The sequence below is a fragment of the Vibrio sp. QJM3NY_21 genome, assembly GCF_057785975.1.
The window spans coordinates 2464857-2482453 of sequence record NZ_CM173513.1 but is presented as its reverse complement, the minus strand read 5'-3'; the positions used below and the strand labels follow the sequence as shown (position 1 = coordinate 2482453).

The 17597-nt window shown below is 45.0% G+C and carries 16 protein-coding genes; 4 read left to right on the top strand and 12 right to left on the bottom strand.

The features are described 5' to 3' along the window. Positions 1-469 precede the first annotated feature (469 nt). Positions 470-3175, top strand: coding sequence for a bifunctional acetaldehyde-CoA/alcohol dehydrogenase (gene adhE / locus AC3CID_RS10890; protein ID WP_054547228.1), 2706 nt, complete (start codon positions 470-472; stop codon positions 3173-3175). 190 nt (positions 3176-3365) lie between these two features. Here adhE and AC3CID_RS10885 read toward each other — a convergent pair whose 3' ends face one another. The 3 genes from AC3CID_RS10885 to sodB form a co-directional block, all read right to left on the bottom strand. Then, positions 3366-4049, bottom strand: a complete 684-nt coding sequence (locus AC3CID_RS10885; protein ID WP_054547229.1) for an SDR family oxidoreductase — start codon at positions 4047-4049, stop codon at positions 3366-3368. Positions 4050-4328: 279 nt separating this feature from the next. Then, positions 4329-4832: a VC2046/SO_2500 family protein gene (locus AC3CID_RS10880; RefSeq protein ID WP_004734051.1), complete on the bottom strand. Its 504-nt coding sequence runs from the start codon at positions 4830-4832 to the stop codon at positions 4329-4331. A gap of 287 nt (positions 4833-5119) precedes the next feature. Next, positions 5120-5704 (bottom strand): superoxide dismutase [Fe], encoded by a 585-nt coding sequence (sodB, locus tag AC3CID_RS10875; RefSeq protein ID WP_004734050.1) that lies wholly within the window; start codon positions 5702-5704, stop codon positions 5120-5122. A 269-nt stretch (positions 5705-5973) separates the two neighbouring features. On the opposite strand from sodB, the gene AC3CID_RS10870 reads away from it, so the two are divergent. After that, the gene (locus tag AC3CID_RS10870; RefSeq protein WP_017076187.1) at positions 5974-6312 is read left to right on the top strand and encodes a Grx4 family monothiol glutaredoxin; all 339 of its coding nucleotides are present in this window, start codon (positions 5974-5976) and stop codon (positions 6310-6312) included. 97 nt (positions 6313-6409) lie between these two features. After that, positions 6410-7039 carry a DsbA family protein gene (locus AC3CID_RS10865; RefSeq protein WP_054547231.1) on the top strand — a complete coding sequence of 210 codons (630 nt, stop codon included), beginning with the start codon at positions 6410-6412 and terminating at the stop codon, positions 7037-7039. 222 nt (positions 7040-7261) lie between these two features. On the opposite strand, the gene AC3CID_RS10860 is transcribed toward AC3CID_RS10865, so the two are convergent. Both AC3CID_RS10860 and rnt read right to left on the bottom strand, forming a co-directional pair. Next, positions 7262-8587 carry a Na+/H+ antiporter family protein gene (locus tag AC3CID_RS10860; protein WP_488526543.1) on the bottom strand — a complete coding sequence of 442 codons (1326 nt, stop codon included), beginning with the start codon at positions 8585-8587 and terminating at the stop codon, positions 7262-7264. A gap of 65 nt (positions 8588-8652) precedes the next feature. Next, positions 8653-9297, bottom strand: coding sequence for a ribonuclease T (gene rnt / locus AC3CID_RS10855; protein WP_017061178.1), 645 nt, complete (start codon positions 9295-9297; stop codon positions 8653-8655). A gap of 188 nt (positions 9298-9485) precedes the next feature. Here rnt and motY point away from each other — a divergent pair, with 188 nt between their 5' ends. Then, positions 9486-10367 (top strand): flagellar protein MotY, encoded by an 882-nt coding sequence (gene motY / locus AC3CID_RS10850; protein ID WP_004734048.1) that lies wholly within the window; start codon positions 9486-9488, stop codon positions 10365-10367. 95 nt (positions 10368-10462) lie between these two features. Here the strand turns inward: motY and AC3CID_RS10845 are convergent, their stop codons facing one another. The 7 genes from AC3CID_RS10845 to rsxC form a co-directional block, all read right to left on the bottom strand. Next, on the bottom strand, positions 10463-10897 hold the full coding sequence (locus AC3CID_RS10845) for a DUF2753 domain-containing protein (RefSeq protein ID WP_004734047.1): 435 nt from the start codon (positions 10895-10897) through the stop codon (positions 10463-10465). A gap of 208 nt (positions 10898-11105) precedes the next feature. After that, positions 11106-11522: a lactoylglutathione lyase gene (gloA, locus tag AC3CID_RS10840; RefSeq protein WP_488526542.1), complete on the bottom strand. Its 417-nt coding sequence runs from the start codon at positions 11520-11522 to the stop codon at positions 11106-11108. A 170-nt stretch (positions 11523-11692) separates the two neighbouring features. Continuing rightward, on the bottom strand, positions 11693-12328 hold the full coding sequence (gene nth, locus AC3CID_RS10835; RefSeq protein ID WP_010437137.1) for an endonuclease III: 636 nt from the start codon (positions 12326-12328) through the stop codon (positions 11693-11695). A gap of 205 nt (positions 12329-12533) precedes the next feature. Then, positions 12534-13226, bottom strand: coding sequence for an electron transport complex subunit E (locus AC3CID_RS10830; RefSeq protein ID WP_017088559.1), 693 nt, complete (start codon positions 13224-13226; stop codon positions 12534-12536). After that, complete coding sequence (rsxG, locus tag AC3CID_RS10825) at positions 13226-13855, bottom strand: electron transport complex subunit RsxG (protein WP_016793915.1); 630 nt, start codon at positions 13853-13855, stop codon at positions 13226-13228. Before rsxG ends, AC3CID_RS10830 begins: the two co-directional genes overlap by 1 nt. 13 nt (positions 13856-13868) lie before the next feature. After that, entirely contained in the window at positions 13869-14915 is a 1047-nt protein-coding gene (gene rsxD, locus AC3CID_RS10820; RefSeq protein WP_488526541.1) for an electron transport complex subunit RsxD, read from the bottom strand. After that, positions 14915-17593, bottom strand: a complete 2679-nt coding sequence (gene rsxC, locus AC3CID_RS10815) for an electron transport complex subunit RsxC (protein ID WP_488526540.1) — start codon at positions 17591-17593, stop codon at positions 14915-14917. The genes rsxD and rsxC overlap by 1 nt, the downstream gene beginning before the upstream one ends. Between the last annotated feature and the right edge of the window lie 4 nt (positions 17594-17597).

The window sequence follows — 17597 nt, the reverse complement described above, 5'->3', positions numbered from 1 at the left end:
GAAAGCTAGTTGTTAGTGTTTCATTTTGTAACTTGTTATTGAGTAACTGTTAACCATCGCACGAATTTAATAAAAATTATGTCAGAATCTAGCCGCTGCAACGGTATGGATATACTCTCAGTAGCACGAATATAGCTGTATACATGTAATTTAACGGACTAAAAATGAAACTTTTTTACAGTTTATGACGCTATGTAGAAAAAAGTTGTCTGTTTGCTTGTTTTTTGCGCTAACGGAAAGTGTGATTTTAATCTATGTAAATCATGCTCTTAAGTTAATTTTTGCGATTGCCTTACTACTTTCTGGTTAATTCTTTTTGGGTAACTGATCTGGGTCAATTTTTTTCACACAGTGAAATAATATACTCAGTCCTGAAAGCAATTTACTAAGAACGCTGATGTTTAAGGTTAAAGGCAAGCAGCGAATTTAATAAAAAGTTTTTAATATTTATTATTTTAGGAGATCCACCATGCCTGTAACTAACTTAGCGGAACTTGATGCTCTAGTAGCTCGCGTTAAAGCAGCACAAGAAGAGTTTGCAACATTCTCTCAAGAGAAAGTAGACGCAATCTTCCGTGCAGCTTCTCTTGCTGCTAACCACGCTCGTATCCCACTTGCACAACAAGCAGTTGCTGAATCTGGAATGGGTATTGTTGAAGATAAGGTTATCAAAAACCACTTTGCATCTGAATTTATCTACAACAAATACAAAGACGAAAAAACATGTGGCATCTTAGAAGAAGATGACAGCCTAGGCACAATGACTATCGCTGAGCCTGTAGGTATCATCTGTGGTATCGTTCCAACAACGAACCCAACTTCTACAGCAATCTTCAAATCTCTAATCTCTCTTAAGACACGTAACGGCATCATCTTCTCGCCACACCCACGTGCAAAGAACTCTACTAACGACGCTGCTAAACTTGTTTTAGATGCGGCTGTTAAAGCGGGCGCACCAAAAGACATCATCGGTTGGATCGACCAACCATCTGTAGAGCTTTCTAACGCGCTTATGAAGCACGACGGTATCGCGCTTATCCTAGCTACTGGTGGTCCAGGCATGGTTAAAGCAGCATACTCTTCTGGTAAGCCTGCTATCGGTGTTGGCGCTGGTAACGTTCCTGTTGTTATCGATGAAACAGCTGACATCAAACGTGCTGTAGCATCTATTCTTATGTCTAAAACATTCGATAACGGCGTAGTATGTGCTTCTGAGCAAGCTGCAATCGTAGTTAGCGAAGTATATGACGAAGTTAAAGAGCGTTTTGCTTCTCACAAAGCTCACGTTCTATCTAAAACTGACGCAGATAAAGTACGTAAAGTTCTTCTTATCGACGGCAACCTAAACGCTAAAATCGTAGGTCAACCTGCTCCAGCAATCGCTGAAATGGCGGGTGTTAAAGTTCCTGCTGATACTAAAGTTCTTGTAGGTGAAGGTCTTGGTAAAGTTTCTTACGATGACGAGTTCGCTCACGAGAAACTGTCTCCAACTCTAGGTCTATTCCGCGCAGACGATTTCGAAGACGCTGTTGCTCAAGCGGTAACGATGGTTGAAATCGGCGGTATCGGTCACACGTCTGGTCTTTACACTAACCAAGACGTAAACGCAGATCGTATTCGTTACTTCGGTGACAAGATGAAGACGGCTCGTATCCTAATCAACATCCCTACTACTCACGGTGGTATCGGTGACCTGTACAACTTCAACGTTGCACCTTCTCTAACTCTTGGTTGTGGTTCATGGGGTGGTAACTCTATCTCTGAGAACGTAGGTCCTAAGCACCTTATCAACAAGAAAACTGTAGCGAAGCGAGCTGAAAATATGTTGTGGCACAAACTACCTAAGTCTATCTACTTCCGTCGTGGCAGCCTTCCAATCGCAATGAGCGACCTAGAAGGTAAGAAACGTGCATTCCTAGTAACTGACCGTTTCTTGTTCAACAACGGTTACGCAGACGACGTAGTACAAATCCTGAAAGCACAGGGTATTGAAGTTCAAGTATTCTTCGATGTAGAAGCGGATCCAACATTGTCTGTTGTTGAGAAAGGCGCTGAAGCAATGAAGAGCTTCCAACCTGACGTAATCCTTGCTCTAGGTGGCGGTTCTCCAATGGATGCTGCTAAGATCATGTGGGTTATGTACGAGCACCCAGAAACTCACTTTGAAGAACTTGCAATGCGCTTTATGGATATCCGTAAACGTATCTACAAGTTCCCTAAAATGGGTAAAAAAGCTGAGCTTGTATGTATCACTACAACTTCAGGTACGGGTTCAGAAGTTACGCCTTTCGCCGTTGTTACTGACGACAAGACTGGTGCTAAATACCCACTAGCGGATTACGAAATCACGCCAAACATGGCTGTTGTTGATGCTAACCTAGTAATGAACATGCCTAAGTCTCTAACAGCGTTCGGTGGTTACGATGCCGTAACTCACGCTCTTGAAGCTTACGTATCAGTTCTTGCGAACGAATACTCTGATGGTCAAGCTCTACAAGCTCTTAAGATGCTTAAAGAATACCTACCATCAAGCTACAAAAATGGTTCAGCAGACCCAATCGCTCGTGAGAAAGTACACAACGCTGCAACGATTGCTGGTATTGCCTTTGCGAACGCATTCCTAGGTGTGTGTCACTCAATGGCTCACAAAATTGGTGCTGAGTTCCACCTACCACACGGTCTTGCTAACGCACTACTTATCTCAAACGTTGTACGTTACAACGCGAACGATAACCCAACTAAGCAAACTGCATTCTCTCAGTACGACCGCCCACAAGCACGTCGTCGTTACGCTGAAGTTGCTGACCACCTAGGCCTAAGCCAAGCTGGTGACCGTACTGCTCAGAAGATTGAACGTCTACTAACTTGGTTAGAAGAGCTTAAGAACGACCTAGACATCCCACTATCAATCCAAGCTGCGGGTGTTAACGAGTCTGACTTCATCGCTAAACTAGACGAGCTAGCTGTTGAAGCGTTCGATGACCAGTGTACAGGTGCTAACCCACGTTACCCACTAATCACTGAGCTAAAAGAAGTACTAACAACGTCTTACTTCGGTACTCCTTACGTTGAAGGTGAAACTTTCGAAGGCACTACAGTGATTCTTAAGAAAGCTGACCAAAAGCCAGCTGACGCGAAAGCGGCAAAAGCTAAAAAAGAAAAAGCTAACGCATAATAAGTAAGCATTAGTTTTGAGATAAGTTTTCGCTAGCACGAACCTTATCTATCGGGAAAAGATCAAAGCCCTAGTCGAGAGACTGGGGCTTTTTTTATGTTTACTGCCTGCTCTACGCGGCTTGAAAGGCTAGACTTACGTCACTCGATTAGAAATGAATGGCTCAAATGTGCTTGGCATCGGGGAAGAACTAAACCTCAGCAGCGACCACTCGCCCACTAAAGTAATCATTAGAGACGATGTATTCCGTTGTTCTGGTCAGTTCATCTTGCAGCTGAGCCCAGTGGCATCGGTTGAGTTTGCCATCGGAGTTATGGACTGCAGGGACAACACCGCCGACTCGAATACCAAATGGAGTCAGTTCTTTGGCCCAGCTATGGGTAAAGCCAGTGATCATTGAGTTCGCACTCTCTAAGCCGGACACGTCATGGAAATCATCGTGAGAGATCACATTCACAATAACGCCTTCTTTATCCTCCTCTCGTAATCTCTCGGCACTGATTTGACCAAATGCGAAAAGAGTCGTAGCCATAGAAGAAAGATCATTGATAAAGCTACTGACAGGCTGATCGCCAATTAGGCTTGGCATCGGAGAGCTTATCCAATTATTGACCAGTACATCGGGCGTAGTGTTGAAGGTGGTTTGAATAAAATCAAACACACTGAGAATTGCTTGGTTGTCATTACTTTTGAGCGTGTAGTGGTAAACCGAGTCAGAAAAACGAGCACATTGTAAATAGGTCGCTTGAAGTGCTTCCGTGTCTTTATCACAAAGGATGACTGTGGCTCCAAGGTTAACAAAGTGGTTCGCAATCGTCCCTCCGAGTCGCGAGCCTGCAGATGTCACCAATATAATTGAGCTTTTTATTTCCATCCCAGCACCTAAATAAATCGTCCATGTCGGATAAGGATGGGTTAAATTTCATACAATGGGTGTGAAGAGGTTCAAACAAAGGCGTGCCATTTGATAAGTTTTTATGAACTTAGTGGCAGCTCACATTTCGCAGTAACTTCAAGTAGTAATCGACAACTCGTATTTCACGCTCACCCAAGGCTGGTGGTTCATATCACTCATGTGAATAATTTGAAATGCGGCGAACTAATCAAGAATAGCAGTTGATAGAGAGCGAAATAGAGGAAAGGTAGGTGGCAGCTATACTTGAGCTTGAATTTGGTACTGACGCTGGGCAGTTGATAGTTCATTGTAGAGCGTAGCAAGTGGCAAATCAGGTACCTGTTTGTTTGCCAATTTACGCCGGTCATGACCAGAAAGGTTTTGGTAAACCTCTTCGGGTAAGTCGGCCGTATCTTCAGGCATGAAGGCAAGGGCTTCCGGTTTCAAGTAATGGCTGAGTTTTGCGCTGGCAAGGCTAGCTTGATGAAAATGATTAGATTGCTGAGCTGAAATCTCATACGAGGATTGGTTCGAACGCAGCTGTTGCGGCTCTGCAACGCCGAAGTGTTTACGCAGGCGATCTTCAGTTGTCTCTGTGACTTCAATGGTGTCAATCGGCGTGCAATCACGAACGTCATTAGAAAACATAGATAACAGCAACGCGAAATCTGCACGGCGACCTTGCTCAACCGCTTGGCTGATCCCGATGCCGAACTTCAGTTCGTTGATGATTCCTGCTTTGTCTAAAGTATGTATTTGCATGCTGCCTCTCATTGGATACACCTTTAACGGCATGGAGTCGGCAAACTTTAGTGTTTAATTACAGGCAAATAGAGAATTTATGCAGGGCGGGGAAGAGTGCTAGGAGTTGGTCGAGAAGTAAGCTCTCTTGGCTAACTGTCTAACTGTCTAACTGTCTAACTGGTTAATAGGTTAATAGGCTAAGAAAGGTCTAGATTTTGTGGAATACGATAGATACAAAAAAGCTCACGCCGAGGCATGAGCTTTCAATAGATAACTCGCTATAAATAGCGCAGCGTAAGTAATAATTACTTAGCTAGGTTCTCTTCTACGAAAGACCAGTTTACTAGGTTCCAGAATGCAGCCATGTAGTCAGGGCGAACATTGCGGAAATCGATGTAGTAAGCGTGTTCCCATAGGTCAACAGTTAGAAGTGGAGTAACACCTTCTTCTGTTAGAGGAGTAGCAGCGTTAGAAGTGTTAACGATGTCTAGAGAACCGTCAGCTTTCTTAACTAACCAAGTCCAAGAAGAACCGAAGTTGTTGATTGCTGAATCAGTGAATTTCGCTTTGAATTCTTCGAAAGAACCGAATGCAGCGTTGATAGCTTCTGCAACAGCGCCAGTTGGTTCGCCGCCTGCTTTAGGAGCAAGACAGTGCCAGTAGAACGTGTGGTTCCAGATTTGAGCAGCGTTATTGAAAACACCACCAGTAGAAGTCTTAACGATCTCTTCTAGTGTTTTGCCTTCAAACTCAGTACCTGGGATAAGACCGTTTAGCTTAACAACGTAAGTGTTGTGGTGCTTACCGTGGTGGAAATCTAGCGTTTCTGCTGAGATGTGTGGTTCTAGCGCGTCTTTCGCGTAAGGAAGAGCCGGTAGTTCAAATGCCATTGCTCAATTCTCCATTGATATGAAAGAGTTAACTCTTTCGATTGCTTCCAGTGATATTATTATTCATGGTTCGCTTTACAGCCAACCATGGTCAATTTGCTGACTTGCGATATAGTTTAGCAAGTTTTTACTTTATTAAAAGCTTAATTCATCACTTTTGTGTGAATTGTTAGCTTAGCTCTTAAACCGCTTTTTTTATATGGTTTTTATTCTTTTGGTTTGGGGTAGAATAAAGGCAATAAAAGCCGTAATCCATTAACGAGGAAGCAATGGAAACTATCGATAAAATCAAACAGCAAATTGAAGAAAACACCATTCTACTTTACATGAAAGGTTCTCCTAAGCTGCCAAGCTGTGGTTTTTCTTCTCAAGCATCTCAAGCTCTAATGGCATGTGGTGAAAAATTTGCTTACGTAGATATCCTACAAAACCCTGACATCCGTGCAGAGCTTCCAGCTTACGCACAATGGCCAACGTTCCCACAACTTTGGGTTGACGGTGAGCTGATCGGTGGTTGTGACATCATTCTTGAGATGTTCCAAAAAGGCGAACTTCAGCCAATCGTTAAAGAAGCGGCTGCTAAAGTAGCTGGCGACGACGCTGAGTAAGCTTTAAGCCTTTGCGCTTAAATATTGAATGGAAGGGGCCCTTAATGAGGCTCCTTTTTTGTTTGAATGGTTTGAAAGACTCGATAAGGAATGAACAATGGACGTAAAACTTCATTATGTGCATGACCCAATGTGCAGTTGGTGCTGGGGTTATAAGCCAACATTAGAACTCTTGAAACAGCAGCTACCTGCGAGTATTGAGTTTAACTACGTAGTCGGTGGTTTGGCCCCTGATTCTGAAGATCCAATGTCAGAAGAGATGAAAGGTAAGCTGCAAGCTATCTGGAAGCAGATTGAAGCTAAGTTGGGTACTGAGTTCAACCACGAATTTTGGACTGAATGCCAACCAGTTCGCAGCACTTACCCTGCTTGTCGTGCCGTGATCGCTGCTGGTTTTCAAGACCATTACGAAGCGATGCTTGAAGCAATTCAACACGCTTACTATCTTCGTGCGATGTTGCCACACAGCCAAGAAACGCATTTGCAGTTAGCTGAAGAGCTAGGGATGAATGTACAACAGTTTGAAAATGATCTTTCTAGTAAGTTATTGGAAAGTGAATTAGATGACCAGTTAGGCTTTAAAGAAGCGATGGGCGTACATTCTTACCCGACGTTAATGCTTGAAGTGAACGGTATCTTTAGTGAAGTTGAGTTAGATTACCAATCGACTGAAGCGACGCTTAAGTCGATTCGTGAAGTGCTTGTGAACAACGCTCCCGCTGCGTAATTCAGTGAATTCAGTGAAAGCTGTTCATATTGGCGTAATGATTTCTAAGGCTTATTCGTAGGAGTAAGCCTTTTCTTTTGTTCGATGCAATGAGTTTATTGCGGTGGTAAAGGGTTGAGAGAGTTAAAGAACAAGAGAAGAGGAAGACATTCCAGATACAAAAAGACCGCACGATGCGGTCTTTGTAATAGATAGCTTAGGGCTCTTTACGACCGAATCGAATTAAAGAACCATAGCTGCAACCCAACCGAATACGATCAGTGGGATGTTGTAGTGTAGGAACGTCGGTACTACGGTTTCCCATACGTGCTCGTGTTGACCATCAGCATTAAGACCAGATGTTGGACCTAATGTTGAGTCAGAAGCAGGAGAGCCCGCATCACCTAGCGCAGCTGCGGTACCTACTAGCGCGATTGTTGCCATTGGTGAGAAACCAAATGCAGCCGCTAGTGGAACGTAGATAGTCGCAAGGATTGGAATCGTAGAGAACGAAGAACCGATACCCATTGTTACCAACAGGCCAACGACTAGCATAAGCAGTGCCGCTAGAGGTTTGTTGTCACCAATGCTTGTTGAAAGTGCTTCAACCAGAGACTCAACGCCACCCGTTTGCTTCATAACCGCCGCAAAACCTGCCGCTGCAATCATGATGAAACCGATCATTGCCATCATGTGAACGCCCTTAGTGAAGACATCGTGTGTCTCTTTCCAAGCGATTACGCCACCGAAGGTGAATACCATGAAACCAGCCAAAGCACCGATGATCATAGAGCCCGTCGATAGCTGAACCGTTAGCGCAGCAACAATACCAGCAGCAGCCACTAGAATGTGCTTCTTGTTGATCTCTTTCACTTCGGTTGAAACAACAGTATGAGACGTTTCTTTATATTGACGAGGCTTACGGTAAGTAAAGAATACAGCCGTAAGAAGGCCAAAGATCATGCCTGAAGCTGGTAACAACATTGCCATTGGTACTTGGCTTGCTACTACGTTTTCAAGACCGTTGTCGTGAAGGTTTTTTAGCAGGATGTTGTTTAGGAAGATGCCACCAAAACCGATCGGTAGAACCATATACGGAGTAATTAGACCAAAAGTAAGTACACACGCAACCAGACGACGGTCTAGGTTCATTTTTGCGAATACGCCTAATAGAGGTGGGATTAAGATTGGGATAAAGGCGATATGTACAGGGATTACGTTTTGCGAAGACATGGTCACTAGGATCAAAGACGCTAGGATGCCATATTTTAGACCATTAGACGCTGCACTGTTCTCTTTACCGTGAATACGCTTAATGACGCTTTGAGCAAGCAGATCTGTGATACCAGAACGTGAGATAGCAACAGCGAATGTACCAAGCATAGCGTAGCTAAGTGCGATAGTTGCACCGCCACCTAATCCGCTTTCGAAAGCCGCGACTGCGTCGTTCAAGCCCATACCTGAGGCTACGCCACCGATAATTGCGCTGAACGTGAGAGCAACGACTACGTTTACGCGCATCAAAGCTAAAACCAGCATGATGCAAACTGAAATTACAACAGGATTCATATTATTCTCGGGATGTTGTGTTTTTTATGAAGGCAATACGAGTGAACGTTTACCGACTCTATTTTTTATTCTTCGTCAACAAGAGGCCAACCACCAAGGGCTTTCCATTTGTTTACAATGCCGCAAAATAACTCTGTGGTTTTTTGCGTATCATACAAAGCAGAGTGTGCTTCTTTGTTGTCAAATTCCATCCCTGCAGTGCGGCAAGCTTTAGCCAAAACGGTTTGACCGTAGGCGAGACCACTAAGAGCTGCAGTGTCAAAAGTAGCAAATGGATGGAAAGGGACGCGTTTAAGCTTACAGCGCTCACTTGCTGCATTAACGAAGTTCAAATCGAATGTAGCGTTGTGAGCAACCATGATTGCGCGACTGCAATCTGAAGCTTTTTGTTCTTTTCTCACTAGCTTGTAGATTTCTTTAAGGGCTTCTTGTTCCGACACAGCACCACGTAATGGGCTAAATGGGTCTTTAATTCCGTTAAAGTCTAATGCTGCCTGCTCTATATTTGCGCCTTCAAAAGGCTCAATGTGAAAATGAAGCGTTGATGCAGGGTGCAGATCTCCGTTCTCATCCATTTTTAACGTAATGGCACAGATTTCTAATAATGCATCGGTTTCAGCGTTAAACCCTGCGGTTTCCACGTCGATGACCACTGGAAAATAGCCACGAAAGCGTTTTTTTAGGGTCAGAGCTTCGTTTTCTACAGTCATGTTAGCCCAAATAAGTGTGATTAAGGCTGCATTATTGCAGATAATAGCAGTGATAAAAACTAGGGAAGGGCAATAAATCATAAATTACCTAATCCATTGCGGCTTGATAATTGCATATTTAAACGTGAGAGAAAAATGCGGCAATTGGCTGCATTGTTAAACGAATTGCTTAAGAGATACTCCACTTTATGAAGAAACAACTCATAACAGGTTCAATGCTATTTTCGCTACTTATGTCGTCACCAGTAATGGCACAAGAAAAGCGTTACGGAGCATCTCCTCAACAGTCGACGTGGGAGATGGTGGCCAACACGCCACTCGAATGCCGCTTGGTTCACCCTATCCCAAATTTTGGTGATGCTGAGTTCTCATCTCGCGCGAGTAAAAAAATCATTTTGGACTTTGAGCTTAAAATGCGTCGCCCGATGGGTGCTACGCGTAATGTCAGCTTGATTTCGATGCCGCCACCTTGGCGTCCGGGTGAAAGTGCTGATCGCATGACAACCATTAAGTTCTTCCAACAATTTGATGGCTACGTTGGCGGTCAAACGGCGTGGGGAATCTTGAGTGAGTTGGAGAAAGGGCGCTACCCGACATTCAGTTACCAAGAGTGGCAGAGCCGCGACCAGCGAATCGAAGTGTCGCTGTCGTCGGTGTTATTCCAAGAAAAATACAATGTGTTCAGTGACTGTGTTGCTAACCTGCTGCCTTACAGCTTTGAAGATATCTCTTTCACTATTTTGCACTATGACCGTAACAGTGATCAGCTGAACAAGTCGTCGCGCAAAAGACTGAGCCAGATCGCCGATTACGTTCGCTATAACCAAGACATCGATCTTGTGCTGGTGGCAACGTACACCGATTCTGTCGACAGCAAAGGTATTAGCCAAAACCTTTCAGAGCGCAGAGCGGAATCGTTAAGAGAGTACTTCAAATCTTTAGGCTTGCCAGAAGATCGTATCCAAGTTCAGGGCTATGGTAAACGTCGCCCGATTGCAGACAACAATTCGCCAATTGGTAAAGACAAGAACCGACGCGTTGTGATCTCTTTAGGTCGTACGCAGGTTTAAGCAGAATAATTGCTTGTTTTGAAATCAGATAGCCCGTCGTAATGACGGACTTTTTTGTCTTTAAAATTTGGATCTATTGTCTAAACGTAACTTGTTTAGTTCAAGCGGAAGCGAGCGATCATTTCACAGTTGGTCGCGGTATCGATTTTTTCAACCATAGAGGCAATTTTAGGGTTGGGATGGCGTTTCATGAAATCGATAAGGGCTTTCTTACAGCAACCAATAGAATCTATAAAGCTGGAACATTGAGTGTTAGGGCACTGCGGGATCAGTGTCAGCACTTTTTCTGAAGCCAATTGAAGATACTTGAGCTCGTATTCGGTATCACCAGCCCATCGCCAGAATTGCGCGAGATTGTGACAAGAGATCACTGAGATCAGTAGGCGTTCGTCAGCCTGAATATCAGTGCGTTCAGTAATTTCTTCGCTTAAGTTTAATGCTTGCTGATAGTGAAGAATACTTCGTACAGGATCGTCGAGCTGCAATGCAGTATCGGCAAGTAACGTGTGTTTTTCCCATTCGCTAATCATTGTATTACCTCACTAATCAATAGGTGGTTAATTTAAATGATAATCATTATCATGTAAAGTTTCATTGGTGAGATTGTTAATAATAATTAGTGAAGGGTATTGTTCATGCGTGGAAACATAAAAAAGAAGCGAGCATAGGGCTCGCTTCTTTTGGTATTGGTTTAGGCTTTTATTTTCAAAGCCAAACTTCATAGCGGTTTGTTAGGAATTAACCTTCTAGACCAGCACTTGCTTGTTTGTTCTGAACAAGTTCAATCATGTAGCCATCAGGATCTTTAACGAATGCGATGTGTGTAGAGCCGCCTTTAACCGGACCAGCTTCACGCGTTACGTTACCGCCTGCTGCTTTAATTGCATCACACGTTGTGTAGATGTCATCAACACCGATAGCAACGTGACCAAAAGCTGAGCCAAGGTCGTATTCAGTCGTGCCCCAGTTGTGAGTCAGCTCAATCACAGCTCCTTGAGATTCATCACCAAAGCCAACGAAAGCCAGCGTGTATTCGTACTCTTTGTTTTCGTTCTTACGTAATAGCTGCATGCCCATTACATTGGTGTAGAACTCGATAGACTTGTCTAGATCACCCACGCGTAGCATGGTGTGTAAAATACGACCGTTTGACATGATTTGCTCCTAGCTTTAATTATGTATACGTTTTTGTAATTCTGTTTTATGCCGCTAGGAAAATGCGGCATTGTTTAGCTTCTTAGCTTCTTAGCTTCTTAGCTTCTTAGCTTCTTAGCTTCTTAGCTTCTTAGCTTCTTAGCTTCGTACTTAGGGCTTAGAGCTAGAGCTTAGACGTCAGTTTTTTCCTTGAACTCACACAGGTCTTCAATGATACAGCTACCACAGCGTGGTTTACGCGCGACACAGGTGTAACGTCCATGAAGAATGAGCCAATGGTGGACATCCAGTTTGAATTCTTTGGGAATAACTTTGAGCAGCTTTGCCTCGACATCGTCGACGGTTTTACCCATCGCTAACTTAGTGCGGTTTGATACACGATAGATGTGAGTATCAACTGCAATGGTTGGCCAACCAAAGGCTGTGTTCAATACTACGTTTGCTGTTTTACGACCAACGCCTGGAAGGGCTTCTAATGCCGCACGATCTTCCGGTACTTCACCGTTGTGTAGGTCAAGCAGCATTCGACACGTTTTAATGGTGTTTTCTGCTTTTGAATTAAACAGGCCTATGGTCTTGATGTACTCTTTTAGGCCATCGACACCTAGGTCGAAAATAGCCTGTGGCGTATTAGCAACGGGGTAAAGCTTATCAGTGGCTTTGTTGACGCTGACATCGGTTGCCTGCGCAGATAAGAGCACGGCGATCAGCAACTCGAAAGGGCTGTTCCAGTTAAGCTCAGTTTCTGGCTTTGGATTGTTTTCTCTTAAACGCTCAAGTATTTCTACTCGTTTTACATTGTTCATAGCGACATTACTTTCAAATAGTTAGGGCTTGAGTTCCGGCGAAATTCTTTCAAACTACTCGTTTCAAAATAACAAGTTCCGCAATGGTTCAGGCTTTATCATCGGTTACGCGCTCTTATGAGCGTCATTATTATGTGTACTTGGTCTATCTAATTACCTGCTGAGCGGTTGAGCTACTCAGCAGGGTTTAAGCTACTGTAACTTATTAGGCATTGGTAACGCGAGCGCGTTCAATAGCTGGTTTTTCTTGTTTGGGCTGTCTAGATTTAGCTTGGTTGTCGATGATGTTTTTCAAAGCAATCAAGAAACCAACACCAATGAAGGCACCTGGTGGTAGCAGGGCTAACAAGAAGCTGTTATCAAATTGGAATATCTGGATTCGTAACACCGAAGCCCAATCACCAAGGAGCAGGTCTGCGCCATCAAATAGGGTTCCGTTACCAATAACCTCGCGCATCGCACCCAATACAACCAGTACCGATGTCATGCCAAGGCCCATCCAGAAACCATCTTGAGCAGCAGGTAGCACTTCGTTTTTAGACGCGAAGGCTTCCGCTCGGCCAATGATGATACAGTTGGTTACGATCAGTGGGATGAAAATACCCAAAGATAGGTAAAGCCCGTATGCGTAGGCATTCATCAGTAGTTGAACACAGGTTACTAGTGATGCAATGATCATCACGAATACTGGAATACGAACTTCTTTTGGCACATGGTTTCGAACCAAAGAGACAGAAACGTTCGAACCGACCAATACAAGCAAGGTAGCAATACCTAAGCCAAGTGCGTTCGTCACTGTCGAAGAGACAGCCAACAGCGGACACAACCCAAGAAGTTGCACTAGGGCAGGGTTGTTGGCCCACATGCCATTTTTAATTAGTGTTTTATGGTCACTCATTATTCACCACCACAATTTAGAGGTTGAGCAAGCAATGCTTGGTTGTTTTGGTTAACGTATTGAACCGCCTGTTTGACGGACTTAACGACCGCTCTTGGTGTGATGGTTGCGCCGGTAAACTGGTCGAAATCACCACCATCTTTACGAACCTTCCAACGGTCAAGATTCGACTCGGTTACTTGTTTACCTGCAAAAGAGAGTATCCAATCACTCACTCTAAGGTCAATCTTATCGCCTAACCCCGGAGTTTCCCTGTGGGAAAGCACACGTGTACCCAAAATGGTACCGTCAATTTTCATCCCAACAATTACTTTTATTGCACCATTGTAGCCATCAGGTGCAATGGCTTCGATCGCAATCGCGCTAGGTTCACCGTTGAGTGTAGCAATATAAGCCGGCATTGCTTGTTCTGTTCCAAGCTCCTCAGCTTCAACCAAAGTACAAGCTGAAAACAGCTCGTTGTCATGAAGGTTGTGCGGGATCACTTGGTTAAGCACAGACAGTAACTGAGCCTGTTCTTGCTGTTTGATCTGATCTTTGGTCAGGTAGTGAGTAACGGCCACCAAACCTGTCGAAGCGCAGGCAAAAATCGCAAGTACAAGACCGTTTTTCTTTATTGCATTTAGCATGGTATCCGCTCCCTTAGTGGCCGTATGTACGAGGTTTGGTGTAGTAGTCAATCAGTGGAACACACATGTTGGCTAACAATACAGCAAACGCTACGCCGTCAGGGAAGCCACCCCAGCTGCGGATGATAAATACTAGACCACCGATCAGCGCACCAAATACCAAGCGACCTTTCACTGTCGTCGAGGCTGAAACTGGGTCGGTTGCAATGAAGAATGCGCCAAGCATAGTCGCGCCAGACAATAGGTGAATGGTTGGAGACGCGGTTTCACCTGGAGTTAAGATTAAGAATACCAGGCTAAACAGCGCAAGGCTGCCGATGAAAGCTACCGGAATATGCCATTGAATCACACGTTGTTTGATCAACACTAGGCCACCAACAAGATAAGCAAGGTTTACCCATTCCCAACCCACGCCAGCTAACCAGCTGAATTGTGGTTGAGACAGAGCTTCAGAAGCGGTGTTGCCTGCTGTCAATGCGGTTTTGAAGGCATCAAGTGGTGTTGCCATGGTGGTACCATCAATACCAAGGCGTGCTTGTTGAAGAGATAAACCTTCATTGTTGAAACCGGTAAAGATCATCAATAATGAGTCAACAAAACTCGTTGCTTCAGCAGTTAAGCTGGTCGGCGCATTCCAACTGGTCATTTGAACTGGGAATGAGATCAGCAAAACAACGTAAGCCACCATCGCGGGATTAAATGGGTTTTGCCCAAGGCCGCCATAAAGGTGTTTTGCGATGATTATAGCGAAGAACATACCGATCACTAGAATCCACCACGGAGAGTGTGGGGGAATCGCGACACTGAGTAGCCAAGCGGTCACAACAGCGCTGTAATCACGCAATGCCATCACTGGCGGACGTTTTCTTAGCAACATAACGGTTGCTTCAAAGGTAACGGCAAGTGCAATAGCAAATACTAACTGGATGAGCGTACCCCATCCGAAGAAGTAGGTTTGAGCTAGTAGACCTGGCAATGCACAAATAGCGACCCATTTCATGAGATCTGGGGTGCTTCTACGATTGTGTGCGTGCGGTGAGCTGGCGATAAAGAAGGCCACTACTCTTTCTCCTCATTATTCTTTTTGTCTTGCTCTTGCTGCGCCTTTCTTGCTTTAGCACGAGCAATTGCGGCAGCAACAGCTGCTTTTTTAGGATCGACTGGTTCTGATCGAATCTCAGCTTCCACTTCAATTTCAACTACAGCTTCAGGAGCGGTTGCTTCTGCTTCGACCTGCTTAGCTTGCTGTGCTTTCTTCGCTTTAGCGCGAGCTATTGCAGCGGCAACGGCAGCTTTTTTAGGATCGACTGACTCAGGTTGAGTTTCGGCTTCCACTTCAAGCACAGGTTCCGGCGCTTCAACTGCTTCGTCTTGTTGTGTTTGCTGGGCTTTTTTCGCTTTAGCGCGAGCGATGGCCGCAGCAACAGCGGCTTTCTTAGGGTCGACCTGCTCAGATTGAGTCTCGATTTCAACTTCAACCACTGGTTCAGATGTTTCTGCTTGCTTAGCTTGTTGAGCTTGTAGAGCTTTTTTTGCTTTAGCGCGAGCAATAGCCGCAGCGACGGCGTCTTTTTTAGCATCGCCAGTACTTTCAGCCGGAGCGTCAGACGCTGATTCCGCCTGCTGAGCCTTCTTCGCTTTAGCACGAGCAATTGCAGCAGCGACAGCATCTTTCTTAGCATCGCCAGTACTTTCAGCTGGAGTATCAGTCACAGATTCTGCTTGTTGAGCCTTCTTTGCTTTAGCGCGAGCGATGGCTGCAGCGACAGCATCTTTCTTAGCGTCGCCACTACTTTCACTTGGAGCGTCAGAAGCTGATTCGGCTTGTTGTGCTTTCTTTGCTTTAGCGCGAGCGATGGCTGCAGCGACAGCGTCTTTCTTAGCATCGCCAGTACTTTCACCTGGAGCTTCAGAAGCTGATTCCGCTTGTTGAGCTTTCTTTGCTTTAGCACGAGCGATAGCTGCAGCAACAGCATCTTTCTTGCCATCACCTGAGCTTTCTGCAGGAGTATCAGCTGCTGCTTGTTGTGCCTTGCGCTCTCGAGCTTGTCGTTTGCGTTCTTCACGCAGTTTAGACATTTCAGAGTTGTCTGGTTTAGCACCATCCGATTTCTGAGCCGCAGCTTGTTTCGCTTTTGCTTTAGCAATCGCAGCGGCTACCGCAGGTTTCACAGCTGGTTCTGCATTAGGTGTTTGGTCTGCTGCTGTTTTCTGCGCTTTAACGCGAGCAATCGCAGCTGCAATCGCATCATCACCATCGGCTGATTTCATGTCTTTACGACGGTTATCAGCGGCTTTCTTGAAGCGATTTTCACGTTCAGCTTTGTCACGCTCCATACGAGCGTTTTTCTCTTCGAAACGAATCTTGGCGCGTTCTGCGGCCGTCGCTTCGTCTTTTCTTGTTTTGATTTCTGCTTTTGCTTGGCGATAGTACTGAACAAGAGGGATTTCACTTGGGCAGACAAACGCACAAGCACCACATTCAATACAGTCTTTAATATTTAGCTCTTCACACTTATCTAACTCGTTGGCTTTTGCATGCCATTGCAGTTGTTGAGGAAGTAGTGATGCGGGGCAAGCTTCAGCACACGCGCTGCAACGAATACATTCCATCTCGTAAGTGCTTGGTGAGATCTCACGACGCGTTGGCGCTAAAATACAGTTCGACGTTTTGGTGATTGGCACATTGGCATGTGGCAAGGTGAAGCCCATCATAGGGCCGCCCAAAATCAAACGCGGCAATTTTTTATCGGCTTTGTAGCCAAACTCTTCAAGTAACTCATGTACTGGTGTGCCTAATAGCGCCCAAACGTTACGAGGTTGCTTAAAGGTTTTACCGGTTAAGGTCACAACGCGGTTAACCACAGGTTCGCCGTCAATTACCGCTCGCTTAATAGAATAAAGAGAACCGACGTTCTGAACCAAAACACCAATGTCTGCAGGGATGCCGCCAGCTGGAACCTCTTTGTTGGTGAGGATCTTGATAAGTTGTTTCTCACCACCAGAAGGGTATTTAGTTGGGATAACACGAATGACGATGTCTTTGTCTTTCGCAGCAATCTCAAGAGCTTTTATCGCATCTGGTTTGTTGTCTTCAATGCCGATAACCGTCAACTTTGGTTGAAGAATGTGTTCAACCACTTCGATGCCTTTTAATACTTCTTCGGCATGCTCTTGCAGCAACTTGTCATCTGAGGTGATGTAAGGTTCACACTCAGCAGCGTTGACGATTAAAATGTCGGTACGACCTAAGCCTGATTGAAGCTTTTTAGCGGTGGGGAAGCCTGCGCCACCCATGCCTGAGATACCAGCTTGGCGAATTACATCAAGCAGTTCATCGGATGTCTTTGTAGAAAAATCTTCAACCGGGTGTTTTGCAACCCAAGCGTCGAGGCCATCAGGTTTAATAACCACGCACACGTCGCTCAAGCCTGAAGGGTGAGCGGTGGTTCGTGGTTCGATAGCGGTAATCACACCCGATGTTGGTGCATGTACTGGCAAAGTAAAACCAGTCTCTAAGGCCGTCAGTTGTTGACCTTTGAGTACGGCATCACCGACAGCAACCAACAAGTTACCAGGCTTACCGATATGCTGTTTCACTGGAAGAACGATTTCTTCTGGGAGCCTTGCATGCACGATATCAGTAGTATTCGACTGTTTCTTGTTTTCAGCAGGGTGCACACCGCCCGGGAAGTTCCAAATTGAGCCCGTGCGAATTTGTTCAATTAAAGAGATCATACTA